Below are 25412 nucleotides of genomic sequence, written 5' to 3' on the forward strand. Positions count from 1 at the left end.
TGGCGTAGTCGGGCTTAAGATCACAGTCATGTCTCTTCCCGCGAAAGAATCCGCTAATGCTCGGAAGTTTGTCTGGTCCAACGGACTGCAGGGCGTGGGCGATCAGCTGCTATCTGGAAAGACCGTCCTACCCTGGCTTTTTAGTGTGGCAGGTGTGCCCGGTTTCTTTACCGGTCTTCTTGTTCCGTTGCGTGAGTCTGGGTCGATGCTCCCGCAGGCGGCGCTGACCCCGTGGGTGACCTCGCATCCGGCCCGCAAACGCCTGTGGTTGCTGGGCTCGGTGGGACAGGGCGTGTGTGCGGGGATCATCGCGGCAGCCGCCGTGCTTCTCGACGGCCCCCTCCTCGGCCTCGTCGTCTGCCTCGCCCTGGCTGTGCTCGCGCTGCTACGCGCACTGTGCTCACTGACCGGCAAAGACGTCCAGGGCCGCACCATTTCTAAGGGCAGCCGCGGTGTTGTCACCGGCCGGGCAACGCAGTTGGGCGGTGCCGTCACGCTGATCACCGGCGGTGTCCTCGCTTTCTTGGGCGAGCTGCCGCGCTGGGGACTCGCGCTGCTACTCGCGATCGGTGCAGCTACGTGGCAGCTCTATACCCAGGACAAACGTTTCCGCAGCTTCGTTAACGTGCGTGCTCTGCTCTTAGTCTCAGCGCTTTCGACGTCCTTTATTGTCGTCCTCTCCCAAAGCGTTGGTTCGCAGGCGCTGAGTGGCCTCGGCGGCTTCGTCTTGGCTTCCGGTCTGGCCAGCCTCGTCGGTGGACGGGTATCAGGCGTGCTCTCGGATAAATCCTCCCGCCTGGTCATGTCCTGGGCGGCCGGCTTTGCCGCAGTGATCCTGCTGGCGATTGTGGCGTGTGCGGCGTGGGCGCCGACGTCGATAAGCGCGTGGGCTCTACCCATCGGATTCTTCTTGGTCAATCTGGCACACGCAGGCATCCGCGTGGCCCGCAAGACGTATGTCGTGGACATGGCGGGCGAGGACAAGCGCACCCGCTACGTGGGCGCTGCCAACACCATGATGGGTGTCATCCTCCTCATCGTCGGTGGAATTTCCGCTGTCATCGCCTTGGCGGGACCATCTGCGGCTATCCTCTTTCTTGCTGTTGTGGGCCTGCTCGGAGCGTGGCGTGCGCGTGCGCTTCCGGAGGTTTCTCACGGAAAGTAACGCAAGCGCGTTATGATGAATCCCAGTAAGTCCTGACACCCCCAACACAGGAGACGCACACACTCGTGGCTGAAACAACCGACTGCGCCGCCATTGTCCTCGCTGCCGGCGCGGGCACCCGCATGAAATCCTCAACCCAGAAGACTTTGCATGAGATTGGCGGGCGGTCACTGCTCGGCCATGCACTTCATGCCGCTGGGGGGCTCAATCCGGAACACCTCGTGGTCGTTGTCGGCCACCAGCGTGACCAAGTTTCCCCGGCTGTTGACGCCATTGCGGAGGAACTGGACTGCGAGGTGTCGCAAGCCGTTCAGGAAGAACAGAATGGAACCGGCCATGCCGTGCAGTGTGGCCTGAGCGCGTTGCCGGACTTCGATGGCACCATCATTGTCACCAATGGCGACGTTCCCCTGCTGCGTCCAGAAACCCTACGCGAGCTGCACGAGAGCCACACAGGCCAAGGCAACGCCGTCACCGTGTTGTCCATGACCTTGGAGGATCCGACGGGATACGGCCGTGTCCTGCGCGCAGAGGATGACTCTGTGACCGCCATCGTGGAACAGAAAGACGCCACTGAAGAACAGCGTACGGTGCGCGAAGTCAACTCCGGCGTGTTCGCCTTTGATGGCGCCGTGCTGCGTGATGCTCTCACCAAGCTCAACTCCGACAATGCCCAGGGTGAGCTCTACATCACCGATGTGCTGGAGATTGCTCGCGAGGCGGGCCACCGCGTCGGCGCCCACGTTGCTGCGGACCCCGATGAGCTGTCCGGCGTCAACGACCGCGTGCAGCTCGCTGCGGCAGGGCGTCTGCTCAACCGCCGCATGGTGGAGAAGGCCATGCGCGGCGGCGCCACCATCGTTGACCCTGAGACCACCTGGATTGGGGTAAACGTCACGATTGGCCAGGATGTCACCATCCACCCCAACACCCAGCTGTGGGGAGCAACGACCATCGCCGATGGTGCCGAGGTTGGCCCCGACACCACCCTGACCAATATGCAGGTCGGTGCCGGCGCCAGCGTCGTGCGCACGCACGGCTTCGATTCCGTCATCGGCACGGACGCCACGGTTGGGCCATTCACCTACATTCGTCCCGGCGTCATCGTGGGCCAGGAGGGCAAGCTTGGCGGCTTCGTCGAGGCCAAGAAAGCCCAGATCGGCCGCGGCACCAAGGTCCCACACCTCACCTACATCGGCGACGCCACCGTGGGGGACTACTCCAACATCGGTGCCTCCTCCGTCTTCGTCAACTATGACGGCGTCAACAAGCACCACACCACCATCGGCAGCCACGTGCGCACTGGCTCCGACACCATGTTCATCGCCCCCGTCACCGTGGGTGATGGTGCCTACTCTGGGGCGGGTACAGTGATTAAGGACGATGTGCCCCCAGGAGCACTCGCTGTCTCCGGCGGCAAGCAGCGCAACATCGAGGGCTGGGTTCAGAAGAAGCGCCCGGGCACGCCTGCGGCAGACGCTGCGGACAAGGCCCAGGGCTCCTCGGATGACGACCACACCACCAACTAACAACACGTAAAAGGATATTTACTGATGACTGGCAAGGTTACCGGCAGCAGCAAGAACATGAAGCTCTTCACCGGGCGTGCACACCCGGCGTTGGCGGAAGCTGTGGCCAAGGAGCTCAAGACCGACCTGGTTCCGACCACCGCCCGCGACTTCGCCAACGGCGAAATCTTCATCCGCTTCGAGGAATCCGTGCGTGGTGCCGACTGTTTTGTGATGCAGTCCCACACCCAGCCTCTCAACAAGTGGCTGGTGGAGCAGCTCATCATGATTGATGCTCTCAAGCGCGGCTCCGCCAAGCGCATCACCGCCATCCTGCCCTTCTACCCCTACGCACGCCAGGATAAGAAGCACCTGGGCCGCGAGCCCATTTCCGCCCGTCTGGTGGCAGACCTGCTCGCCGCCGCCGGCGCGGACCGCATCGTGTCCGTGGACCTGCACACCGACCAGATCCAGGGCTTCTTCGATGGCCCGGTCGATCACATGCACGCCATGCCGATCCTGGTGGACCACATCAAGAAGAACTACCCGCTGGACAACCTCGCGGTGGTCTCCCCCGATGCTGGCCGCGTCAAGGTTGCGGAGAAGTGGGCACATGAGTTGGGTGATGCCCCACTCTCCTTCGTCCACAAGACCCGTTCTAATACTGAAGCCAACAAGACGGTGTCCAACCGCGTTGTCGGTGACGTGGAGGGCAAGGACTGCGTGCTTCTCGACGACATGATTGACACCGGCGGCACCATCGCCGGCGCAGTTAATGTCCTCAAGGAGGCCGGCGCCAAGACCGTCATTATCGCCTGCACCCACGGTGTGTTCTCCGACCCGGCCCGCGAGCGCCTCTCGCAGTGCGGTGCCGAAGAGGTCATCACGACCGATACCCTGCCGCAGTCTACGGAAGGCTGGGAGAACCTCACGGTGCTGTCGATTGCCCCGCTGCTGGCGCGCACCATCCACGAAATTTTCGAGAATGGTTCGGTGACCACGCTCTTCGAAACCAACTAGGATTTGGTTCCACGACAACGCTGCTGCTAAAATCTTCTGAGTCTCGGCGAGGGAGAAATCCGTTATCGACGCGATAGCACAAGTTAAGCAGTGAATCTTGAATTAAGCCTGCGATGACTCGTCCAAGACGTCCATCGGCAGGCTTTTGTCGTATCTATATGGTTTCAGCAGAAGCTCTCGCCGCACCGAATACTTCAAGGAGATTACACATGGCTAACACCCGTCCAGTCATTAAGGGCGAAGTCCGTTCTGAGTTTGGTAAGGGCTTTGCTCGCCGTCTGCGCGCCGCTGGCAAGGTGCCGGGCGTTGTCTACGGCCACGCCGTTGACGTCCTGCACTTCGCTGTTGACCGCCTGGAGATCACCGCTCTGGTCCGCAACAACGGTGTCAACGCCGTTTTCGAGCTCGAGCTCGAGGGTGAGCAGCACCTCGTCATGGTCAAGAACATTGACCAGAACGTTCTGACCTTCAACATCGACCACATCGACCTGCTCTCCATTAAGCGTGGCGAGAAGGTTGAGGTTGAGGTTCCGGTTGTCCTCGAGGGCGAGCCGGCTCCGGGCCTCATGTTCATCCAGGATGCAGACGTGCTGCTCGTCGAGGCAGACGTTCTCAACATTCCGGAAGAGCTCACCGTCTCCATCGAGGGTCTCGAGGATGGCGCCGTTGTTACCGCCGGCGACGTCACCCTGCCGGAGGGCACCACCTTGGTTGCCGAGGAAGACACCGTCATCGTCTCCATCTCCGAGCCGGAGGTTGACGAGGAGCTCGAGGCAGCTGCTGAGGCTGCTGAGGAAGGCGGCGCCGAGGCTGGCGCTGACTCCGAGGAAGAGGACGCCGAGTCCACCGAGGAGAAGGACGGCGAGGACGAGGAGTAATCCTCTCCCCTCCCCCTCATACGCACCGCGCTGTCGCTCCCCACATGCTAGGGAGCGGGGGCGCGGTTCGCCGTTTTCTCGCCTTTCCCGCCTAAAATGGTGCGCGTGACTTCTTCTCCATATCTCGTCGTAGGACTGGGCAATCCGGGCCCGAAGTATGCCGGTACGCGCCACAGCATCGGCTTCGACGTCGCCGATGAACTGGCCGACGAACTATATGCTTCGTTCTCCGTCCACAAGAAGACAAACACTGATGTTGCCGAGGCACGCCATGGGCAGGGCGGCGCCGCCACGAAGGTCATCATTGCCAAACCGCGATGCTTTATGAATTTGTCCGGCGGACCAATTAAAGCTTTGGCGCAGTATTTCAACGTCGCCCCCGACCACATCATCGTGATCCACGATGAATTGGAACTCGACTTCGCTACCATCAAGCTCCGCCTCGGCGGCGGAGACCGCGGCCACAATGGCTTGCGCTCGACAACAAAATCCTTGGGCACTAAGGACTATCAGCGCTTGTCCGTGGGCATTGGCCGCCCACCAGGCCGTATGGACCCGGCTTCTTTCGTGCTAAAGCCCTGGACCAAGCAGGAGGCTCAGGACGTTCCCATCATGTGTGCGGATGCGGTGGAGGAGATTCTTCGCGCGCTAGACTAGTGGCCATGAAGCTCGCTACTCTCCGCACCAGTTTTGGCACCTGCGCCATCCGCATCGACGGTCCGAATGTGGCCACGGAGTTGGACTATGAGGACGTCGGCAAGCTACTCGCTAGCCCCGACTGGCGCAAAGCCGCGCAGCTGTCCGGCGAGCCCGTCGTCTTCGATAATGCCGACCTAGCACCCGTCATCCCCACTCCCGGCAAGATTATCTGCGTGGGTGTGAACTACGCCAAGCATGCTCGGGAAATGGGCCGCGAGCTGCCCACCCAACCCACGCTCTTCGTCAAGTTTCCTGAGGCCCTCACTGGCCCCTTTGATGATGTCTACATCCCCGACTTCGCCACCAAGAAGCTGGACTATGAGGGCGAACTCGCGGTAGTCATCGGCACTCGTGCGCACCGCGTGCGCGTGGCTGATGCCGTGGACCATGTCGCGGGCTACGCCATTATGAATGACTACACTCTGCGCGATTACCAGCGCGCCACCTCCCAGTTCCACGCAGGAAAGTCCTTTTACCGCACGGCTGGTTTCGGGCCGTGGCTCACCACCGCAGACGAGTGGGCACCTGGCCGTGGCGCGCGGCTCACTACGACTGTCGACGGCCAGGTGCGCCAGGACGATAACACCGATGACCTCTTCTTCTCCGTGGCGGAGCTCATCGCCTTTTGTTCCTCCCTGTATCCACTCAACCCTGGGGACGTGATCGCCACCGGTACTCCGGAAGGTGTTGGCTTTGCCCGCGGCGAGGACGCGATGCTGGGAGATGGGTCGGTAACGCGCATTAGCATCGACGGCTTGGGAGCAATTGAGAGTACCACGCACGTCGGTGAGCCGCCCTCTGCTGGCTGCGGGGAAGGCTGCGCGTGCCGGGACAGTTAATATTCAGCTGTGCGCAGGGGTTTCGGCAAGTATTCACTACTTTCGTTACGGTCGTTAACACCATGTCCCAGACATCATAAGGACGAGCCTTTTATAACTCATCGTTTCCGTTTCACCGCCGCCGGCATCGCCCTGTGCGCTACCGCTGCACTAACCGCATGTTCCTCTGACGATGATACCGAAACGGCACCCGCCGCCACGACCCCGGCCCCGGTCGAAACAGTGACCGAGGCGCCGGTGACGACGGTCGTTGAACAGAACGACGATGACCACGACGATCAAGATGATCAGGATGATCAGCCGGCAGGAACCACGAATGCAGGCGCCCCATCGGCAGATAATGCCACCACGGCCGGCACTATCTCCAGGGAGGATGCTCTCGCCGCCGCTTATGTTCACGCCGGCGTTGACGCAAGCGCCGTGACAGAGAAGGAAGTCGAGCTCGATGACGGCGACGACGCCAGGGGCCCACACTGGGAGATTGAATTCACAGCACACGGCCAAGAGCATGAATTCGACGTCGATGCCACCAACGGCACGGTGACCAACCACGAGGTTGACTAAATACCCTTTTCGCCCCCGTTCGGGCTGCCCACCAGCGGCCTGTTTTAGGTATTTCCCCAGCTTAAGGGTAGGTTTGAGGGTATGAGTTCAACAAAGAAGTCTCCCTCCAAACCCCCGAAGCTCGACAAGCAGGCCTACGAGGAGGAGCTCAAGCGCCTCCAGGCTGAGCTCGTCGAGATGCAGCAGTGGGTAGTTGAGACCGGCGCCCGCGTGGTCATCATCATGGAAGGCCGCGACGCCGCTGGTAAGGGTTCCGCCATCAAGCGCATTACGCAGTATCTCAACCCGCGTACCTGCCGCATCGAGGCCCTCCCCAAGCCCACGGACCGTGAGGCTGGCCAGTGGTACTTCCAGCGCTACATCGAAAAGCTACCCACCGCGGGCGAAATCGTCATCTTCGACCGCTCCTGGTACAACCGCGCCGGTGTGGAACGCGTCATGGGCTTCTGCTCCCAGCAGGAGTATGTCCGTTTCCTCCACCAGGCACCGTTGCTGGAGCACATGCTCATTGAAGATGGCATCATCCTTCTGAAGTACTGGTTCTCTGTCTCCGACGAGGAACAGATTGCCCGGTTCAAGTCGCGCCGCAATGATCCGCTGCGCCGTTGGAAGCTCTCCCCCATGGATCTCCAGTCCATTACTCGCTGGGAAGACTACTCCCGCGCCAAGGATGAGATGTTCGTCCACACGGATACTCCCACCTCGCCGTGGTACACCGTGGAATCGGAGGATAAGAAGCGCTCCCGCATCAACGTAATCAACCACATCCTTAAGACCATCCCCTACCAGCACGTCGAACAGGATATCCCGGAGATCCCATCGCGCCCAGATGAAGAAGCCGAGTACGAGCGTCCGCCACGCAACGACTTTGCGTATGTTGAAGACGTTGCTGCTGAACTGGAGCGCGACAAGGTCAACAGCAAGCAGTCTGGTAAGAAGTCCGAGAAGAAGCATAAGAAGGGCAAGAAAAAGTAAACACCTCAGGCCTTCTCGCTAACGCAGCGGCCCTCACCAGCAGAAACTCTCCCTAGCATTCCGTCTAGGTAGTGATTTTCCCCGGTGAGGGCCTTCTTCTCTTGTGCGGGTTAAGGAGGACTTAGGCATCAGAAACCGCCCTCACCAAACGCGAGTGAGGGCGGTCAGTGTTGTGAACTCTTAGAGCTCAGAAACGTCAACGCGCTTCGGGTACACCGCTGGGCGGGCACCCGCGAGGTCTTCGACAATGCGAATAACCTGGTTGGAGTAGCCGAACTCATTGTCGTACCAAACGTACAGCACGAGGTGCTTGCCAGTAGCGATGGTGGCTAGGCCGTCAACAATGCCCGCGTGGGTGGAGCCCACGAAGTCGGAAGAGACAACCTCCGGGGAGGCGATGTAGGAGATCTGCTGGCGCAAGTCAGAGTGCAGGGAGACGTTGCGCAGGAAGTCGTTGACCTCATCGCGGTCTACTTCCTTCTCCAGCTCGAGGTTGAGCACTGCCATGGACACGTCCGGGGTAGGAACGCGGATGGCGTTACCGGTGAGCTTGCCCTCAAACTCCGGAACCGCCTTGGACACTGCCTTGGCAGCGCCGGTCTCAGTAAGAACCATGTTCAGGCCGGCGGCACGGCCGCGACGGTCACCCTTGTGGAAGTTATCAATGAGGTTCTGGTCATTGGTGAAGGAGTGCGCGGTCTCGACGTGACCGTGGACAACACCGTAACGGTCATTGATGACCTTCAGCACTGGGGTGATGCCATTGGTGGTGCAGGATGCGGCAGAAAGAATCTGGTCAGACTCTTCGATGTCACCGTGGTTGATGCCGTAGACAATGTTCTTAAGATCGCCCTTACCCGGCGCGGTGAGCAGCACGCGAGACACGCCCTTGGACTGCAGGTGCTGGGACAGGCCATCACGGTCACGCCAGACACCGGTGTTGTCCACAACGATGGCGTTGTCAATGCCGTACTGGGTGTAGTCGATCTCAGCCGGGTTGTTGGCGTAAATCATCTGAATCTTGGTGCCATTAGCCCAGATGACCTCGTTCTCCTCATCCACAGCGATGGAGCCGTTGAAGGCACCGTGGACGGAGTCGCGGCGCAGGAGGGAGGCGCGCTTCAGAATGTCAGTATCACTCTTCTTGCGCACGACGATGGCGCGCAGACGGACACCGCCGTACGCAGCTTCACGGGCAATGAGGATGCGGGCCAGAAGGCGGCCGATACGGCCGAAACCGTAGAGCACAACATCCTTGGATTCCTTGTCCACGGCAGCGCCCACGAGGTCCACGAGGGTTTCTTCAAGGTAGTTCGACAGGTTATCGGAGCCCGACTCTGCGAAACCAGTGGCAAGACGGCCCAAGTCAACGGAGGCGGTGCCCAGGTTCATCGCGCACAGTTCCTTGAGGATAGGAAGGGTCTCAGCAGTGGAGAGCTCACGCTCGGCAATGCGGCGGGCGTAGCGGTGAGCCTTGATGATGTCGATATCCGTCACACCGATAAGCATGCGGCCGTAAATGGAGGTCACGACATTGTTGTTGCGGTGCAGCTGGTGGATGAGCGGGATCATCTCCTGTGCTCGCTCCAGGCGTTCGTTCCAGTCCTCGTGCCCAATGTGCGGGGTTACAGTCACGTGCTTGTATCCTTTTCTCGTCAAAGAGGGTGTAAAACTCTGTTCAACCGTAAATATTAACTGCTATACATGCCCGTTTGGGAGCAGTTGGCCGAGGATCTGGGCCACACTACCCCCGTTAAGTTTCTCCACCTGGGTACCTACGAGGCAGTAGTCAACCTCCGCGTCGTGACGGGCGCGCCGCGGCTTGAGCACAGCATTAAGGTACGGATAAACCAAAGGCAGGTCAGGGTGGGCGCGGGTGTAGGCCGTTTCCAGCCCGCGGGCATAGCGGCCGGAAAACGCACGGGTGGACACAGTGTCACCACCACGGCGCAGGAGTTCCCGGTTACGCTCACTGGTTCCGGCTTCTTCGCTGAGAAGGAAGGCTGAGCCACAACTTACTGCGCGCACGCCCGGCCAGCTCAACGCTGTCGCAACATCCTCTGACGTGCGGAGTCCTCCTGCGGCAATGAGCGGGAGATCGGTGACGTCATGTACCGCAGCGACAAGCTCTGCCAGCGGGCGCTGGTCTGGCTCCGCAGCGGGGTCCCACACTCCGCGGTGCCCTCCGGCTTCGGGTCCCTGCACGCACAGGACATCGACACCCCGAGCAGTAGCCGCAGCCGCTTCTTCTGGGGTGGTCACCGTGGTCCAAGCTTCCGCGCCCGCAGCGTGGATGCGCTCCACCTCTTCTGTAGTAAATACACCAAACATGGACCACAGAACCGCTGCCCCACCATTGAGTGCGGCGCTAAGTTTTTCGTGCCAGCCGAAGGTCAGGGAGACGTCGGAAAGCACAGCGTTCTCCTCGCTAGCCAAGGATTCCGCAGCGGCGTGTTCGGCTGCAGTTAGTTCGCGCTGCGGATAGAAAAGATTAACGCCAAAGCGCATGCCAGCACAGTCTTCGATGGCGCGCTGCGCGGCCTCGACGGATGCACTTCCTAGTCCCAACGCTCCGAAGGAACCTGCCTGCTGTGCGGCTCGGACCAAGGCAGGTGTGGTGGGACCGCCAGCCATCGGAGCAGGTAGAACCGGGCAAGTGATAGTCTCAAGAAGCTTAGGCATGACCCCAGACTAGAGAAAATTCCTGAAGGAAGTAATTGTGTCCGTACTCCGTGACTTCTTTACCCGCCTCTTCGGCCGCGACTCCGCGCCCTCATCTCAGAAGGCCGCTGGACTGGACCCAGCGAACCTGAGCGCCGAATGGCTCATCGTGGGCCTGGGCAATCCTGGCGCGAAGTATGCGGCAACGCGCCACAACGTGGGTTACATGGCGGTTGATGATCTCCTTGCCCAGGCCGGAGACGTTCTTGAGCCGGTCAGGGGACACAAGCTCAGCGTCGCATCTTTCACCGTGGAGGACACCACAGCGCTGGTGGTGCGCTCCCACACCTATATGAACCTCTCCGGCGATCCGATTGCTCCACTCGCCGAGCAGCTGGGAGTACCCGCAGAGCGCATCATCGTCATCCATGATGAGCTCGACCTGCCTTCCGGTACAGTGCGTCTCAAGAAGGGCGGCAACGAGAATGGTCACAACGGTTTGAAGTCCCTCACTGAGCGCCTGGGGACCCGCGATTACCTGCGAATCCGAGTGGGTATTGGCCGCCCAAGCAAGGGTGGGTCAATTCCGGAGTGGGTGCTCGCGCCTGTCGACGCCTCCCCAGAGTTCGAATCCTCCATCGCCACCGCAGCCGACGCGGCCCGCCTCATCGTCGCCGAGGGGCTATCCAAGGCCCAGAACGAGATCCACTCCCGCGTAAAGTAAAAGAAACTAACCCCGCGCATCCGCGAGAATCGCCCTACACTATCCAGGTATGAGCCACACCTTGCCCTCGCACCACGAACCCCGGACCATCGTTATTACCGGAGCCTCCAACGGAGTGGGTGCCTCGGCCGCCCGCATCCTGCATAGGCGCCGCCCGCAGGACATACTCGTGTTGGTAGGCCGTAACCCGGAGAAGACGAAGGCTGTGGCTGAGGAGCTCGGGGCGAACTATCACGTGGCTGATTATGAATCTTTGGGTCAGGTGCGCCGTCTTGCGGAGGAGCTGAGTCAGTACGAGCAGATCCATGCCTTGGGCAATAACGCCGGCGGTATTTTCGACGGCCCTTTCGCCACCGCAGACGGCTTTGAGCGCACCTGGCAGGTCAATGTTGTGGCTCCTTTCCTGTTGACTTCCCTGCTGCGCGATACCCTCCGGGAAAGCGACGCCACCGTTGTCCAGACGTCCTCCGTAGCGAATATGGTCATGTCCTCCTTTGACCCAGGTGACCCGAATACCTTTGAGAAGTTCACCGCGGAGCGTGCCTACGGTAACGCGAAGTTGGGGGATATTTTGCTCACCCGCTACATCGACGCCCACGGGATTACCTCCGTGGCCTTCCACCCCGGCGTGCTCAAGACTGGGTTTGGCACAACGTCCACGAGCACAACGAGCAAGCTCTATGCCAGCGCGATGGGCAAGCGATTTGGCTCCGCGGACCAGGGTGGCGAAAACCTCGCTTTCTTCCTCACCGGTACCCCGGGCATCCATTTTGAGTCCGGTGAGTATTACAACCAGAAGCGCAAGCCGGGGCTCAAGCGCCCGATTGCGAAGAACCGCTCCGTGGCGCGGCGTGTCTTTGATGATCTGGCCCGCCAGCTCGATGTGGAGTGGTAGCACCCAGCGGCTAAACTAACCCGCATGAGTATTGCCTCCGAAGCTTCCCGCCGCCGCACATTCGCCGTCATCGCCCACCCGGATGCTGGTAAATCCACGCTGACGGAGGCGCTGGCACTGCATGCGCACGTCATCAATGAGGCCGGCGCGGTGCACGGCAAGGGCAACCGCAAGTCCACGGTCTCTGACTGGATGGAGATGGAGAAAGACCGCGGTATCTCCGTGGCTTCCTCGGCTCTGCAGTTCGAGTACGCACCGGAGGGCTATGAGGGCGAGCCCTACATGATCAACCTCGTTGATACGCCGGGTCACGCGGACTTTTCGGAGGATACCTACCGTGTGCTCACGGCGGTGGACGCCGCAGTGATGCTTATCGACGCCGCCAAGGGCCTCGAGCCCCAGACCCTCAAGCTCTTTCGTGTCTGTAAAGCCCGTGGTCTGCCCATTATTACGGTGATTAACAAGTGGGACCGCGTGGGCCGCGAGCCGCTGGAGCTTGTCGATGAGATCGTCAACGAGATTCAGCTGCAGCCCACCCCGCTCTATTGGCCGGTGGGCATTGCCGGTGACTTCCGCGGACTTGCTCACGTTGCCGACGACGGCGAGGTGGATGAGTACATTCACTTCCTGCGCACCGCAGGTGGCTCCACCATTGCCCCAGAAGAGCATTACGCGCCTGACGCAGCTGCGGACAAGGAAGAAGATGCGTGGGAGACCGCGGTCGAGGAAGCCGAGTTGCTGGCTGCCGACGGCGCCCTGCACGACCAAGAGCTTTTTGAGCAGTGCGTCACCTCCCCGCTCATCTTTGCCTCCGCCATGCTGAACTTCGGCGTGCACCAGATCCTCGATACGCTGTGTGCCATTGCCCCGGCCCCGCGCTCCCGCGAGTCGGACCCCAAGGCCATTGAGGCCGCTGGCTCCGGTGGCGCGGCCGCGATCGATGAAGTGCGTGAGGTCACCGATGACTTCGCGGGCGTCATCTTCAAGGTGCAGGCAGGCATGGACCGCAAGCACCGCGACAACCTTGCGTTTATGCGCGTGGTTTCCGGCGAATTTGAGCGCGGAATGCAGGTCAACCATGCCCAGTCCGGACGCAGCTTCTCCACCAAGTATGCGCTCACGGTTTTCGGCCGCACGCGTGACACCGTGGATTCTGCCTTCCCGGGTGACATTGTTGGCCTGGTCAACGCCGGTTCACTCGCACCGGGTGACACGATTTACACGGGCAAGAAGGTCCAGTTCAAGCCCATGCCGCAATTCGCACCGGAGGCTTTCCAGATTTTGCGCGCAAAATCCTTGGGTGATTACAAAGCCTTCCGCAAGGGATTGGACCAGCTTGCGGCGGAGGGCGTTGTACAGATCCTGCGCAACGATACCCGCGGTGATGCCGCGCCGGTCATGGCTGCCGTCGGCCCCATGCAGTTCGAAGTCATGCAAGCCCGCATGGACGTGGAATACAACGTCGAAACCGTCACCGAGCCCATCCCCTACTCCGTGGCGCGCCGCACTGATGCCGAGTCCGCCCCCGAGCTAGGCCGCCAACGCGGCGTGGAAATCTTTACCCGCACCGACGGCGAGCTCATCGCCCTCTTTGGCGATAAGTGGAAGCTGGCCTTCGTGGAAAAGGAGCATCCGGAGCTCACCATCGAAACCCTCGTCGCAGACTAGGCCGCCAGCGACCTCGCGGCCAGCGGCTCTCTTACACGGTGAGCATGATGGGGATGACCGCAATTTTGATGATCTGTGCCACCACAATGGTGGCGGCGTAGCCGGTCATGATGCGGGAATCAGAGCTCATGCCCGTCGCGTAGTTGACCACGGCGGGCTGGCCGAAGATGCCGGAAATACCGCCGGCCGTTCGGGTTTCTGACTGGCCCAAGAAGCGGTTCGCCACGCTGAAAATGATGATGGCAACCACGGTGACGATGGCAGCAAGCGCCATGCATTTCAGTCCCAGCCAGGAGAAAGCCGTGGACTGGAAAGCCTCACTGGAGGCTAGGCCCACTGAGGACAGGAAAATAACTAGGCCCCACTGCTGAAGAGCAGTGTTGATAGATGCCGGCACCTTCCACGGAATGCGGCGCGTGCGGTGCAGTGCACCGAGGATAAGTCCAACGATGAGGGGGCCGAGAGCGAAGCCCAATTCGAAGGAGGCACCACCCGGCATCGGAACGATAACAAGTGCCAGCAGGTAGCCCAAGAACAGGCCGCCGCCCACCGAAATCCAGTTCAGCTGCGAGTAGCCCTCAACGGAGTCGCCAAAGTAGGCCTTGATACCGTCCAGGCGATCCTGCTCCACGATGATGTCCACTCGGTCACCTGGGTCGAGGTGGGTGTCAAAGCTAGCGAGGAACTCATCATCGCCGCGGTGGATACGAACAATGCGGCCGCCATAACGCTGGAAAAGGTCGAGCTCACCAATCGTTCGACCAGCAATGTCGGAGTTCGAGACCACGACATTTTCGATGACAAGGCGCCTGTCTACGAAGGGCACCTGGGGTTGGCGCACACCAAGTGCGTCCGTCAGTTCATGCTTCTTTGCCTTCGTGACGAGGACGCGGAGGACATCGCCCTTGCGAATCTCCGGGCGGTCTCCGGCAACATCCCGAGAATTACCGCGACGAATCGTGGCGATGACGAAGTGGTCCTCGAACCGTTCAACCAGTTCGTCGTAGGTAATGTCCTTCGTCACGCGAATGGTGCGCGATCGGAAGATTTTGTCCGCGGAATTGCTTTGGTCTTTCTTGCCTGGCCACGATTGCTTAAGCAGAAACGCCACGAGCAAAATGGCCACGGCTACGCCTACCGGGTAGCCCAGTGAATACCCCACAGCCGGCAGGTCCTCACCGGTTTGTTGCTGTGCTACGGCTAGCGACGCCGTCGAGGTCGTCGCACCAGAGAACACACCGACGGACAGTAAGGGTGACAAGCCCAGCCATCCACCCGCCAGCAGGGCTACGCCAGCGGCAGCAATCACAGCAATGCCAGCTGTAATCATGTGCTTAAGCTGGGCAGAAAAGCCCTTGAAGAAGCGCTCGCCAGCGGACAAGCCCTGCATGTAAATAAAGAGGCCTAGGCCCATTTCTTGCAGGCTGCTGAGAATTGTGCCGTCAAGCTCAATGAAGGCGCCGAAGGCCAAACCAACGAACAACGTACCCGCTGCACCAAAGCGCAACGGGCCAAAGGGAATCATCCCAAACAACGTGCCGAGCAGCGCAATGAAGAAAATGCTCAGCCAAATATTTCCATCAAATAGTGACATCACGGTCAATTATTCTAGGAAAATGGGCAGGAAATTCCATGTAGCGGATGGTGTAGCTACATCCCTCTTCGCCCATCCATGCAGCGCACAGCTTTCTCACAAGATGTTGCCATAGCCACATGAGAGGAAGGTCTCATATTTCGGTACAGCGGAATGCCACCTTCAGGCCCCAACGAAGAGCTACGCCGTGAGGAATTCCCGCCAAGCAGGCCACTCCGCGTAGGTTTGCGTGCGCCCTGCATCGAAGTTAGCGCGCAACTTAGCAACGTCATGTTCAGTAGAAGATACCTGCATGTCCTCCGGGAAAAACAGGTGGGCGCGGCCTTCCTTTTCCAGTTCGAGGAGGCGGTCCTTAGAGGCGTTGTACTTCGGTGGGCGGGCAATCATGGCTTCTGCCACCGCAGGATATTTGCGGAATACTCGGCGCAGCGCAGTGGGGCGCCCCACCTTGGGCCGAACATAGCCGCGCGGTTTGGTGCCGAGGAAGAGGAATTTGTCGAACCCGGCTTTCTCTGCCTGCTCAATGAGAATGCCACCGGATTCGCCCATGGCACCGTCGACGTAGGGAGCGCCGTCGATGACGCGCATCGGCATGATGAGCGGCAGCGTCGAGGACGCACGCACGCGCACCATGAGGTCCTCTTGAGTCTCGATGTCTTCGCGCCCCCAATAGACACTCTCCCCCGTGTCCGCACGTGCGGCTGAGATACACATCTGCGCTGGGTTGGTGTGGAAAGCCTCCCAATCAAACGGCATATCTTTATCGGCGGACTTTTCGTAGATGTACTCAGCATTGAAATAGCCATTGCCGCGCAGGAGGGAGCCCAGCCCGCCGAAGCTGGGGTTCTTGGCAAAGTCCACGAAAGATTCCTCCGAGCGACTTAGGTCGCGGGAGAGGAAGTTCACGGTGTGCGAGGAGCCCGCGGACACGCCTCCGACCCAGCCGAATTCCACCTCCTCCTGCAGAAGCTTGACGATGCACGCGGCGGTATAGGAATTGCGCATGCCGCCGCCTTCAATGACGAGTGCTGTATCTTTCGCGTCAATCACAGTGCCCAATGGTACCCCCGCGCTAGGATCGCGCCATGAGTTTGTTTTCTGCGGTAAAGGAGATCGTCGATAAGCTCGGCGGCTCCCCCACCGTCCGCTTGGCTTCCCCGGATCCCCACGCCGTCGAGGTCTCTGTAGACCACCTGTCCGTCCACACGGCCGGCGGCCTCATCATCCTGGTGACCTCCCCAGACGGTGCACAGGTGCTCAGTGAGGTGGCCCGCTCCGGCGATCCTGCGCAGCTGCGTGGCCCTCAGGCCACGGTTCACCTCTCTCCTACGACGAAGGCGCAACGCCCCGTTCATGATCCCAAGCGGGGTTGGGCCATCCCGTTGTCCCCCGCAGAGAGGGATAGCCTCGCCCAGCTCAGCTCCGCGCCCGGTGATCATGAAATCTCTGAGTCCCTCGCCGTGTCCATCGAAACCACAAGTTCTTAAGAAAGTTCACCCCACCATGCTCATCCTCCCTTTCCAAGGACACACTCCCCGCATCCACCGCAGCGCCTGGATTGCCCCGAACGCCACCATCATCGGTGACGTCACCATCGGCCCGGATTCCTCGGTGTTCTACGGCAGCGTGCTGCGCGGGGACGTTGGCTCTATCCGCTTGGGCGCCCGCGTCAACATCCAAGACAACTGCGTCATCCACGTCGAGTCCAGAGAGCCTTGCGTATTGGAGGATGATGTCACCGTGGGCCACATGGCCATGCTGCACGGCACCCGCGTCGGCGCGGGCACGCTCGTCGGCATGAAATCCTCCCTGCTCTCCGGCTCCACCGTGGGCCCAGGTTCTCTCATCGCCGCCGGCGCGGTGGTGCTCGAAGGCCAGGATATTCCCGGCGGTACCCTAGCCGCTGGGGTACCCGCCAAGGTGCGCCGCAAGTTGAGCCCTGAGGAATCCGCCGCCTTCATCCCACACGCCGCGCGCTACGTCAACATTGCAAAGGATCAGGCACTGCTTGGCGACGCCCTCCCCCTCGACGACGTCCTCTACGACTAACGCCGCAACTGCCCTAGTTGCCAAAGTTCTTGAGCCCGCCCTGCAAGATCAGCCACAGTTTTGTCAGCTAGGTGTACTGCTCGGGGACATTGATCAATCGTGAGAACGGCGGCTGGTTGTCGCAGGCCGTGTGCGGGCGGTGCTGGTTGTCCTGGTGCAGCCAATCCGGCAGGGCGTCGCGTCGTTCTTGCTCGCTGGTGTAGCAGCGGGCGTAGGCCCACCCGTCGGCCATGGTCCGGTGGAAGCGCTCTACCTTGCCGTTGGTCTGCGGCCGGTACGGACGCGTCCGCTTCGGGGTGATCGAGAAGGCCTCGCAGGTGTCCCGCCACAGGTGCGAGCGATAGACGCCACCGTTGTCGGACAGCACCCGCTCCACGGCGACGCCGCGATCGGCAAACCACGCCACAGCCCGATGCAGGACCCCGACCGCGGTGACGGCGGTCTCGTCGTCGTGGACCTCGGTGTACGCGACGCGGGAGTGGTCGTCAATGACGGTGTGCACGAACGCGTACCCGAGCCTGGGGTTGTGCACCTTGCTCTTCGGCTTACCCGGTGTCGCCGTTCGGTTGTGGTCGCCCTGGCGGCGGCCGACGTAGCGCCAGCCACCGCCGTCGGGGATGTTCCCGAGCTTCCTCACGTCCTCGTGGAGCAGGGAGCCGGGGTGGGGTGTTCGTACCGGCGGATCGGTTCGCCAGTCTCGCGGTCCACGTAGGAAAGCCGGTTCAGTCGGGCACCGGCCAAGATGCGGTGGACGGTCGAGGGTGCGATGCCGAGTCGGGCGGCGAGCTGCACGGGCCCTCACGCAGCCGTATCCGCAGGCTGACGCACCGCTTCGTCGTCGCCTTGTCCGTCTTGTTCGGTGAGGTCTTCGGCCGGGACGAGTGATCCTGCATCGACTCGCCGGCGCGATAGCAGTCGCCCCACCTCTTCACGGTCGGCCAGGAGACCTGGAAGCGGGCGGCGACTTCGCTGATGGGCCAACCGTCGTCGACGACGAGCTGGGCCACCTTGAGCCGGTGGCGAGGTGTCAGGGTGGCGTTGGCGTGCATCACTCCTCACCTGCTGCGACGGGCGTCGTCCGCGGCGTTCGGAGTTGCCCCAGGACTGCAAGGAGGATCGTCGTGGCGAGCGGCACGAGTCCGGCGGCGATGAACAAGCTGGCAGCGGCGATGTGTCGGCTGAGGAGTCCGGTGAGTGCGATGGACAGTGGCATGAAGGCGATGGAGATGAAGAAGTCGAGGCTGGCGACTCGGCCAAGCATCTCCAGCGGTACGTGTTCCTGCAGGACCGTGCCCCAGATGACCATCCCAACTCCGATCGACGCACCGTAGACCGCCAGTCCGGCGCTGATGATCCACGGATTGTTGGTGAGTGCGGGGATGGCCAATGGAAGGCAGCCGAGTGCCCATGCGCCGACCATTACGGGCAGGAAGTGTGAGGGGGTGGGCCATGAGCCGGCGACGAGGGAACCCACCAGGCCGCCGACGCCCAGAGCTCCGAGGACGAATCCGTACACAGCCGGAGCGTTGTCATGGGTCGAGCGTATGAGCGCGGGCAGGAGAACTTCCAGCGGGCCGGTCACGGCCAGGCCCATGGCAGCCGCCAACAGCACGCTGGAGCGAACCCAGCGCGTGCGGGCGACGTAGCCGAACCCGTCGAGCAGGTCCCGCAGCGCAGAGGTGGCCGGAGCTTCGGCGTCGGTCTCGGCAGAGCAAGGGGCAGGAAGCCGCTGGGCGGCGATCAGGGCGAGTCCGAGCGCGCCGGAGATGAGGTACCCGCCCGCGGCGGGCACGCTCGCGCCGATGACGGCACCGACGACGCCGGGGGCGAGGGTCTGTCCTACCAGCGGTCGGGTGGTCCCTTCGAGCCCGTTGACGGCCATCAGGTCGTCGCTTCCCACGAGGACGGGCACGAGCGCGGTGTAGGCCGGGAAGAAGAAGGCAGTCGAGACGCCGATGACGAACGCGGACACTGCCAGCATCCAGAAAGTGGCCGCGTCGAAGATGGCGGCGGTGGAGGTCGTCGTCGAGGCGGCGAGGTTGACAGTGAGGACGCCGACGATGACAGACTTCTTAGCGACGCGGTCCGCAAGTACCCCGGCGGGCAAGGATCCTGCGAGCAGGCCGATGCCGCTCCACGCCACGACACCCGACAAGGTGGCCGCCGTGGCGCCCAGGTCGAGGGTCTGCATGGCTAAATAGAGGGTCCAGGCGCCCTGGGCGAAGACTGTGAGCACCATCGCTGCAAACAGCGGTCGGTAGCCGGGGACGGACAAGGGGCGAAGGGGGTTCATGGCAGGTCCTTTGGGGCAAGGCTGAGGTGGGGCCAGTCGGTGAGGTCGTCGAGCATCTGCCGGTCGTGCGTGGCGACGATCGTGGCGCAGGAGGTCCGCAGGAGCTCGGTGGTGATGTCGTCGACGAGGCTCGATGACAGATGGTTGGTGGGCTCGTCCAGGAGCAACAGGTCCGGGTCCACCGCCAGGCACATGGCCAGATGGAGGCGGCGTTGTTGCCCTTGCGACAGGTGCCCCACGGGTGTGCGGGTTGCCGCGGGCTCAAGCAGCCCGAGTGAGCCGAGGGAGGGTGCCTGTGATCGGCGGCCCTGCGTGGCCAGGTACGTCTCGTAGACCACGTGTGCGGGGAGGGCGTCGTCCCAGTCAGGGACCTCTTGAGACAACAGGGCGACGCGCGCCCTCGGGTTCACCCGCAGCTGGCCTGTACTCGGGGCCAGTCGCCGACCGAGAAGCCCCAACAGTGTGGACTTCCCAGCACCGTTCGGCCCGGTGACCACCAACCGGTCTCCACCGCTGATGTCCACCGAGACCGGGGTGGCCAACTGGTCAGTCACGGTGAGCATGGAGGCGTTGACGATGTTCTGACCGGTCCGCGCTGACGATCTGGGCCATGCCAACCGCAGCGGTGGCTCTGGCACGTCGATCTGATGACGCTCCAGGTCCACGATGCGGCGGTTGAAAGCCTGGACCACCCCGGCAGCGCGCGTGGCCCGTTGGTGCTTGCCCGTGCCCTTGTCGGGTCGCCAACCGCCTTGCGACAGGCGGGAGCGTGCGTCGGCGGCGGCGCGGGCCAGTTCCTGATGCCGGGCGACCTGGGCGGCATGGTCTTGCTCCCAGGCGGCCCGTTCTCGTTGCCGCCCTTCGATCCAGCCCTCGTAACCGCCCGCGTAGGTGCGCGGAAGGCCATCGCGGGTCGGGTCGAGGTCCAGGAAGCTGGTCGCCACGTCGCGCAGCAGGGCGCGGTCGTGGCTGACTAAGGCCAAGCCACCGGGGTGGTCCCGCAGTCGCTCAGTCAGGAAGGACAGCCCTGCAGCGTCCAGATGGTTGGTGGGCTCGTCCAGCAGCAACAGGTCAGGGGTCGATCCGAGGGCGACCGCCAGCCGTACCCGGTACCGCTGGCCGACCGACAAGGTCGACAGGACCCGATCGCGGTCGCTACAGGCGTTCAGGCCCGCCAGGGCGATGTCAACACGGCGGTCTGCATCCCAGGCGTCCAGCCGCGTGGCCGCCTCGAGTGCGGCGGAATAGGCGTCGGCCGCGTCATCGCCCGCGGCCAGCGCCGCGGTAGCCACGTCGAGGGCCTGCAGAGCGGCCCTGGATGGGGCGGTCGCCTCGGCAATGAGGTCACCGACCGTGCGATCGCCCTCGGTGGCCATGTCCTGCTTGACCAGGACGAGGGAACCCACCCGGGTCACCACTCCCGAGTCGGGTTTCAAGATCCCCGCCAGTATATGGAGCAAGGTGGTCTTGCCCCGGCCGTTGTCGCCGACGATCGCCAGTCGCGCCCCGGTGGAGACGGTGACGTCAGTCCCACTCAGCAGCGGCCTGTCGCCGAGTGTCAGGTGGAGTGACTCAGCGCGGATGTGTGCAGCGTGCCCTTGGGGTGTCCCGATCCAGGCACATGACTGTAAAGGTTCTGTGGTTGGCATTGCGTACTTTCAGCTCGTCATGGAGCCGGGCACCACGAAGCGGCCGCCCGGCAGATGGCCAGGACGGCAGACGAGAGGTCATAAGGGGTCCCGCCGCCGTCAGCGGACGGAACGCAGCTTCATTGAGGCGATGCCTGAGTACATGCGGCCGAGGATACAGTGCCCGGGCGATGCCACGCAAGTCAACGAACGTTCCCGGTCAGTACAGCTAGGCCAGTTCCACGTCCGCGAAGCTAGGACAGCAGTCGCATCACTTAAAAAGCGAGCCCTAAAGCAAAGCGAAGATACCCATGATCATCAGGAAGGCGGCCACGCCGTAGCCGCTCCAGAGCGCAACTGCGGCAGAATTATCCCGCGCCCATGCGAAGGCGCGGCCCGCCCAGGAATGCGGTTTCGCCCGAACCACAGCGATGAAAAGCCCGCACAGCGTGGGCAGCGAGAGCGCGAAGGTGGCATAGAAGAAGAGTCCACCGTACTTAATGGTGTTACTGAAATCTCCGGCCGCCAGGTGCATCAGGCCATAGAAGAAAGGCACGGAGGTCAAGGACTGGATAACGCCCATGGCATAGCCTACCGCGACAGTCTTGGCCGAAGGTGTGCGCAGCGGGCCGAGGAGCTTCTGTACCATCTCATTGGGCTCGCCCTTGGAACGCCATGCCAAGAGGCCTAGTCCTAGACCGATGACGACCAGCCCCCAGCCGAGCAGCGGCGATTCCAGTGCGGCGGCCACCTTGTCCTGGATGCCGACGAACACGAACATGACCACGGCCGCTGCGGTAAGCACGCCGAACCAATCACCGACGATGACTAGGGCCGCAATCTTGCGATAGCTACCCCGCGGAAGCATGATGCCGATGGCCACCAGGATTCCGATCAGTAGAGCGTTGACGGAATCGGCAAAGGCATTGAGCACGGCTTCGAGCATGCGGGCCAGTGTACAGGGCAACTTTTCACACCAGCCAGAGAGTCCACCAGTATCCCACATCACACAACGTGCATCTGCGTGATACCCACCGGCGAATGTGCACATATCGCGCAAGTTTGCATAAACTGTGCAATGTTTCGCGTTAGGTGAAATATTCTCCGACTTTCCAATGAAGGAACACGTATGTCAGCATTCCTCTACCGCCTGGGCAGCTGGTCCTACCGAAAGGTATGGCCTTTCCTTGCCTTCTGGCTGGTACTTCTCATCGCCCTCGGCGGACTCGCCGCTGGTTTTGCCAAATCGCCCAACCCAAACTTCTCCATGCCGGACATGGACTCCACCGTCACTCAGGAAGAGATGATGGAGCGCTTCGGCACCGAGACTGATGCCATGAGCGAGCCTTCCGGCACGGTCCTCATCCAGGCCCCTGAAGGCAGCACGCTGCAGGATACGGAGGTAGCGGGGGACGTCGACAAGCTGCTCGGCGAGTTGAAGGACACCGGAGTCCTCACCGATACTGACTCCCTGGTCAACCCCGTTATGGCCGCTGCCGGCATGCAAAAACAGATGGGTGAGCAGATGGCCTCCCAGGGCATGCCACAGGAGCAGATTGAAAAGAACCTGCAGCAACTCTCCCCGCTCAGCGCAGACAAACGCACCGGTACCGTTTCTGTGACCTTTGATGCCGACAATGTCATGGACATTCCGGCCGATGACCTCACTGCGGTTACCGATGTACTCAAGGACTTCGACGACAATGGCAGCGACCTCACTGTGAAGTACTCCGGCAACGCCTTTAGCGGTGCAGCCGAAAGCATGAACGGCTCCGCGGAGCTCATCGGTATCATCGTCGCCGCCGTGGTACTGCTTATCACCTTCGGCTCCTTTGTCGCCGCTGGCATGCCTCTCATCTCCGCCGTCATTGGTGTGGGCATTGGCATCCTGGGCGTGCAGCTGTGCACCTTGTTTACGGACACCATTTCCGATATGACGCCGACCCTGGCCTCCATGATTGGCTTGGCGGTGGGCATTGACTATGCCCTGTTCATTGTCAACCGCTTCCGCAACGAGCTCATTACCTCCTCCGGGCTCAACAACCTGAGCCCGAAGGAGCTGGCGCAGGAGCTGAAGAAGATGGACAAGGCCACCCGCGCGCACGCCATGGGCATCGCGCTGGGCACCGCCGGCTCCTCCGTGGTCTTCGCCGGTATTACCGTGGTCATCGCACTGACCGCCCTGATCATCATCGGCATCCCCTTCCTGTCCACCATGGCGCTCGCCGCGGCCGCCACCGTCATCATCGCGGTGTGCGTGGCGCTGACCTTCATCCCGGGTCTGCTCGGGCTGCTGGGCACGAAGGTCTTTGCTGGCCGCGTTCCCGGACCGAAGGTTCCGGACCCAGAGGACGAGAAGCCGACCATGGGCCTGCTCTGGGTACGCCGCATCCGTGCCCACCCGTGGCTGCACCTCATCGCAGGCGTGGTCCTGCTGGGCATCCTCACCATCCCGGCCGCGCAGCTGCGCCTGGCCATGCCCACGGATGGCACCGCTAAGCTCGGCACGCCGCAGCGCGATGCCTACGAGATGACCGAGGAGGCCTTCGGCCCCGGCCGCAATGCCCCGATGATCGCCTTCGTGGACGTCGCCAACGTGGCCGAGCAGGACCGCATGCCGGCCTTCCAGGAGCTGCTCACCAAGATCCAGGGCACCGAGGGCGTGGAGAACGCCCAGATTGTCCAGACCACGGAGAATGGCGACGCCGCCCAGGTCATGATCACCCCGACCACCGGCGCTACCGATCCGGCGACCACCGACACCTTGAACCACCTGCGCGATTACCAGCAGGAGTTCACGGACTCCACCGGCGGCAGCTATGGCATCACGGGTATTACCCCCATCTTCGACGACATTTCGCAGAAGCTCAGCGACGTCCTCGTCCCCTACATCGCCATCGTCCTGGGCCTGGCCTTCCTCGTCCTCATGCTCGTCTTCCGCTCCCTGTGGGTACCGCTCATCGCCGCGGCCGGCTTCGCCCTGTCCATGGGCGCCGCCTTCGGCGTGACCGTGGCCATCTTCCAGGAGGGCATGCTGGGCATCATCGACGACCCGCAGCCGCTGCTGTCCTTCCTGCCCATCATGCTCATCGGCCTCACCTTCGGCCTGGCCATGGACTACCAGGTCTTCCTGGTCACCCGCATGCGCGAGGGCTATGCGCACGGCAAGACGGCGGGCAACGCCACCTCGAATGGCTTCAAGCACGGTGCCCGCGTGGTCACCGCTGCCGCCCTCATTATGATTTCGGTCTTCGCCGCCTTCATCCTCATGGATGAGCCGTTCATCAAGACCATGGGCTTTGCCCTGGCGGTGGGCGTGCTGTTCGACGCCTTCGTGGTCCGCATGCTCATCATCCCGGCCACCATGTTCATCCTGGATTCCCGCGCTTGGTACTACCCGAAGTGGCTGGACAAGATCACCCCGAACCTCGACATCGAGGGCGAAGCCCTGTCCCGCAACCGCGACGAGCTCCTGGCCTTCCAGCAGGAGAAGGTGCGCAATGGCTAGCCTGCGTGAAACCAAGAAGGAAGCGACGCGCCGCGCGCTGGCCGACGCCGCCGCGCGCCTCGCCCTGAGCTGTGGCAGCGATGCCGTCACCGTCGGCGCCATCGCCAAGGCCGCCGGGGTGTCTGCGCGCACCTTCCACAACTACTTCACCTCCGCGGCCGACGCGCTGCTGTATTTCACCGCGGACGTCCTCGAGCAGTTCAGCGCTGAGGTGCCGGACCTCTTCCCGGAGGCACGCGGTGTCACCGAGCTCTTCGAGTCCATCGTCCTCGACTCCCTCGGCGACCAACAGGCGCAGCTGCATTCTCTGACTTCCCTGTTTCGCGTCGGCGAGGCCCTGGAGAACCTCAGCACCTCGAGCGAGGAAAAGAAGAAGTACGAAGCTGTGGCACACGGCGTGCTGGATTCCTTCCACGCACGCTTTCCCGCGCGTGACTCCTTCGAGGTAGCAGTTCTTCTGCAGGCCAGCGCCGGTGCCGCCATCGTGGCGCTGAAGGAATGCAACACGCACCAGCTCACCAATGACTCGGTCGGTGCCGAAGAATTGGTCAAGCGAGCGTTCTCGGCCCTGCGCACCGTCCCTCCTGCGCCCTAGGCGCACGTATTTTCTGCACCCTTAGGAAACATTCACTCACTGTTTACCCGCTTGGCCCCTCTCAGGAGGCGCCCGGCGGGTATCGTTTCTAAAAGTGTGCCTGCCGCCGCGGCGTGGATCTTCCACATCCGGCGGCTAGTTCTGTATCG

At 62.0% G+C, this 25412-nt stretch carries 22 protein-coding genes and 1 pseudogene; 15 read left to right on the forward strand and 8 right to left on the reverse strand.

The window, feature by feature from the left end; all coding sequences use genetic code 11:
• The first annotated feature begins 28 nt into the window (after positions 1 to 28).
• From M5J09_RS01655 to ppk2, 8 genes are all read left to right on the forward strand, one after another.
• Complete coding sequence (locus M5J09_RS01655; protein WP_257156754.1) at positions 29 to 1165, forward strand: MFS transporter; 1137 nt, start codon at positions 29 to 31, stop codon at positions 1163 to 1165.
• A 65-nt stretch (positions 1166 to 1230) separates the two neighbouring features.
• Positions 1231 to 2694 carry a bifunctional UDP-N-acetylglucosamine diphosphorylase/glucosamine-1-phosphate N-acetyltransferase GlmU gene (gene glmU / locus M5J09_RS01660; RefSeq protein ID WP_257156755.1) on the forward strand — a complete coding sequence of 488 codons (1464 nt, stop codon included), beginning with the start codon at positions 1231 to 1233 and terminating at the stop codon, positions 2692 to 2694.
• A gap of 24 nt (positions 2695 to 2718) precedes the next feature.
• Positions 2719 to 3693, forward strand: coding sequence for a ribose-phosphate diphosphokinase (locus M5J09_RS01665; protein ID WP_042530161.1), 975 nt, complete (start codon positions 2719 to 2721; stop codon positions 3691 to 3693).
• Positions 3694 to 3902: 209 nt separating this feature from the next.
• Entirely contained in the window at positions 3903 to 4571 is a 669-nt protein-coding gene (locus M5J09_RS01670; RefSeq protein ID WP_257156756.1) for a 50S ribosomal protein L25/general stress protein Ctc, read from the forward strand.
• Positions 4572 to 4676: 105 nt separating this feature from the next.
• A complete protein-coding gene (gene pth, locus M5J09_RS01675; RefSeq protein WP_257156757.1) occupies positions 4677 to 5228 on the forward strand; it encodes an aminoacyl-tRNA hydrolase in 552 nt (183 codons plus the stop codon).
• Positions 5229 to 5233: 5 nt separating this feature from the next.
• Positions 5234 to 6109: a fumarylacetoacetate hydrolase family protein gene (locus M5J09_RS01680; RefSeq protein ID WP_257156758.1), complete on the forward strand. Its 876-nt coding sequence runs from the start codon at positions 5234 to 5236 to the stop codon at positions 6107 to 6109.
• Positions 6110 to 6346: 237 nt separating this feature from the next.
• On the forward strand, positions 6347 to 6673 hold the full coding sequence (locus M5J09_RS01685) for a PepSY domain-containing protein (RefSeq protein WP_257156759.1): 327 nt from the start codon (positions 6347 to 6349) through the stop codon (positions 6671 to 6673).
• A gap of 81 nt (positions 6674 to 6754) precedes the next feature.
• The gene (gene ppk2, locus M5J09_RS01690; RefSeq protein WP_257156760.1) at positions 6755 to 7648 is read left to right on the forward strand and encodes a polyphosphate kinase 2; all 894 of its coding nucleotides are present in this window, start codon (positions 6755 to 6757) and stop codon (positions 7646 to 7648) included.
• A gap of 180 nt (positions 7649 to 7828) precedes the next feature.
• Here ppk2 and M5J09_RS01695 read toward each other — a convergent pair whose 3' ends face one another.
• Both M5J09_RS01695 and M5J09_RS01700 read right to left on the reverse strand, forming a co-directional pair.
• Complete coding sequence (locus tag M5J09_RS01695; RefSeq protein ID WP_371440944.1) at positions 7829 to 9220, reverse strand: glyceraldehyde-3-phosphate dehydrogenase; 1392 nt, start codon at positions 9218 to 9220, stop codon at positions 7829 to 7831.
• Positions 9221 to 9346: 126 nt separating this feature from the next.
• Entirely contained in the window at positions 9347 to 10330 is a 984-nt protein-coding gene (locus M5J09_RS01700; protein ID WP_257156761.1) for a nitronate monooxygenase, read from the reverse strand.
• A gap of 37 nt (positions 10331 to 10367) precedes the next feature.
• Here M5J09_RS01700 and pth (M5J09_RS01705) point away from each other — a divergent pair, with 37 nt between their 5' ends.
• The 3 genes from pth (M5J09_RS01705) to M5J09_RS01715 are packed head-to-tail and all read left to right on the forward strand — an operon-like array spanning position 10368 to position 13596.
• A complete protein-coding gene (gene pth, locus M5J09_RS01705) occupies positions 10368 to 11033 on the forward strand; it encodes an aminoacyl-tRNA hydrolase (RefSeq protein ID WP_257156762.1) in 666 nt (221 codons plus the stop codon).
• A 49-nt stretch (positions 11034 to 11082) separates the two neighbouring features.
• Entirely contained in the window at positions 11083 to 11928 is an 846-nt protein-coding gene (locus M5J09_RS01710; protein WP_239179929.1) for an SDR family NAD(P)-dependent oxidoreductase, read from the forward strand.
• Between the two features lie 24 nt (positions 11929 to 11952).
• Positions 11953 to 13596: a peptide chain release factor 3 gene (locus tag M5J09_RS01715; protein ID WP_257156763.1), complete on the forward strand. Its 1644-nt coding sequence runs from the start codon at positions 11953 to 11955 to the stop codon at positions 13594 to 13596.
• A 31-nt stretch (positions 13597 to 13627) separates the two neighbouring features.
• On the opposite strand, the gene M5J09_RS01720 is transcribed toward M5J09_RS01715, so the two are convergent.
• Complete coding sequence (locus tag M5J09_RS01720; protein WP_257156813.1) at positions 13628 to 15190, reverse strand: TrkA C-terminal domain-containing protein; 1563 nt, start codon at positions 15188 to 15190, stop codon at positions 13628 to 13630.
• 180 nt (positions 15191 to 15370) lie between these two features.
• Entirely contained in the window at positions 15371 to 16240 is an 870-nt protein-coding gene (locus tag M5J09_RS01725) for a patatin family protein (RefSeq protein ID WP_257156764.1), read from the reverse strand.
• Between the two features lie 35 nt (positions 16241 to 16275).
• On the opposite strand from M5J09_RS01725, the gene M5J09_RS01730 reads away from it, so the two are divergent.
• Both M5J09_RS01730 and M5J09_RS01735 read left to right on the forward strand, forming a co-directional pair.
• Positions 16276 to 16677, forward strand: a complete 402-nt coding sequence (locus M5J09_RS01730) for a hypothetical protein (protein ID WP_257156765.1) — start codon at positions 16276 to 16278, stop codon at positions 16675 to 16677.
• Positions 16678 to 16693: 16 nt separating this feature from the next.
• The gene (locus M5J09_RS01735) at positions 16694 to 17239 is read left to right on the forward strand and encodes a gamma carbonic anhydrase family protein (RefSeq protein WP_257156766.1); all 546 of its coding nucleotides are present in this window, start codon (positions 16694 to 16696) and stop codon (positions 17237 to 17239) included.
• Between the two features lie 67 nt (positions 17240 to 17306).
• On the opposite strand, the pseudogene M5J09_RS01740 reads toward M5J09_RS01735, so the two are convergent.
• The 4 genes and pseudogenes from M5J09_RS01740 to M5J09_RS01755 form a co-directional block, all read right to left on the reverse strand.
• Positions 17307 to 18291: pseudogene (locus M5J09_RS01740) on the reverse strand (IS481 family transposase).
• Positions 18288 to 19532 (reverse strand): MFS transporter, encoded by a 1245-nt coding sequence (locus M5J09_RS01745; protein ID WP_070536748.1) that lies wholly within the window; start codon positions 19530 to 19532, stop codon positions 18288 to 18290. Before M5J09_RS01745 ends, M5J09_RS01740 begins: the two are co-directional and overlap by 4 nt.
• Positions 19529 to 21181, reverse strand: a complete 1653-nt coding sequence (locus tag M5J09_RS01750; RefSeq protein WP_070536750.1) for an ABC-F family ATP-binding cassette domain-containing protein — start codon at positions 21179 to 21181, stop codon at positions 19529 to 19531. Before M5J09_RS01750 ends, M5J09_RS01745 begins: the two co-directional genes overlap by 4 nt.
• 268 nt (positions 21182 to 21449) lie before the next feature.
• Complete coding sequence (locus M5J09_RS01755) at positions 21450 to 22106, reverse strand: GAP family protein (RefSeq protein ID WP_257156767.1); 657 nt, start codon at positions 22104 to 22106, stop codon at positions 21450 to 21452.
• Positions 22107 to 22289: 183 nt separating this feature from the next.
• Between M5J09_RS01755 and M5J09_RS01760 the strand changes: the two genes are divergently transcribed.
• The gene (locus M5J09_RS01760; protein ID WP_070536753.1) at positions 22290 to 24668 is read left to right on the forward strand and encodes an MMPL family transporter; all 2379 of its coding nucleotides are present in this window, start codon (positions 22290 to 22292) and stop codon (positions 24666 to 24668) included.
• Positions 24661 to 25263 carry a TetR/AcrR family transcriptional regulator gene (locus M5J09_RS01765; protein WP_070536754.1) on the forward strand — a complete coding sequence of 201 codons (603 nt, stop codon included), beginning with the start codon at positions 24661 to 24663 and terminating at the stop codon, positions 25261 to 25263. The genes M5J09_RS01760 and M5J09_RS01765 overlap by 8 nt, the downstream gene beginning before the upstream one ends.
• The last annotated feature ends 149 nt before the right edge of the window (positions 25264 to 25412 follow it).

Source organism: Corynebacterium sp. BF-R-2, assembly GCF_024586525.1.
GTDB classification, from domain to species: domain Bacteria; phylum Actinomycetota; class Actinomycetes; order Mycobacteriales; family Mycobacteriaceae; genus Corynebacterium; species Corynebacterium singulare.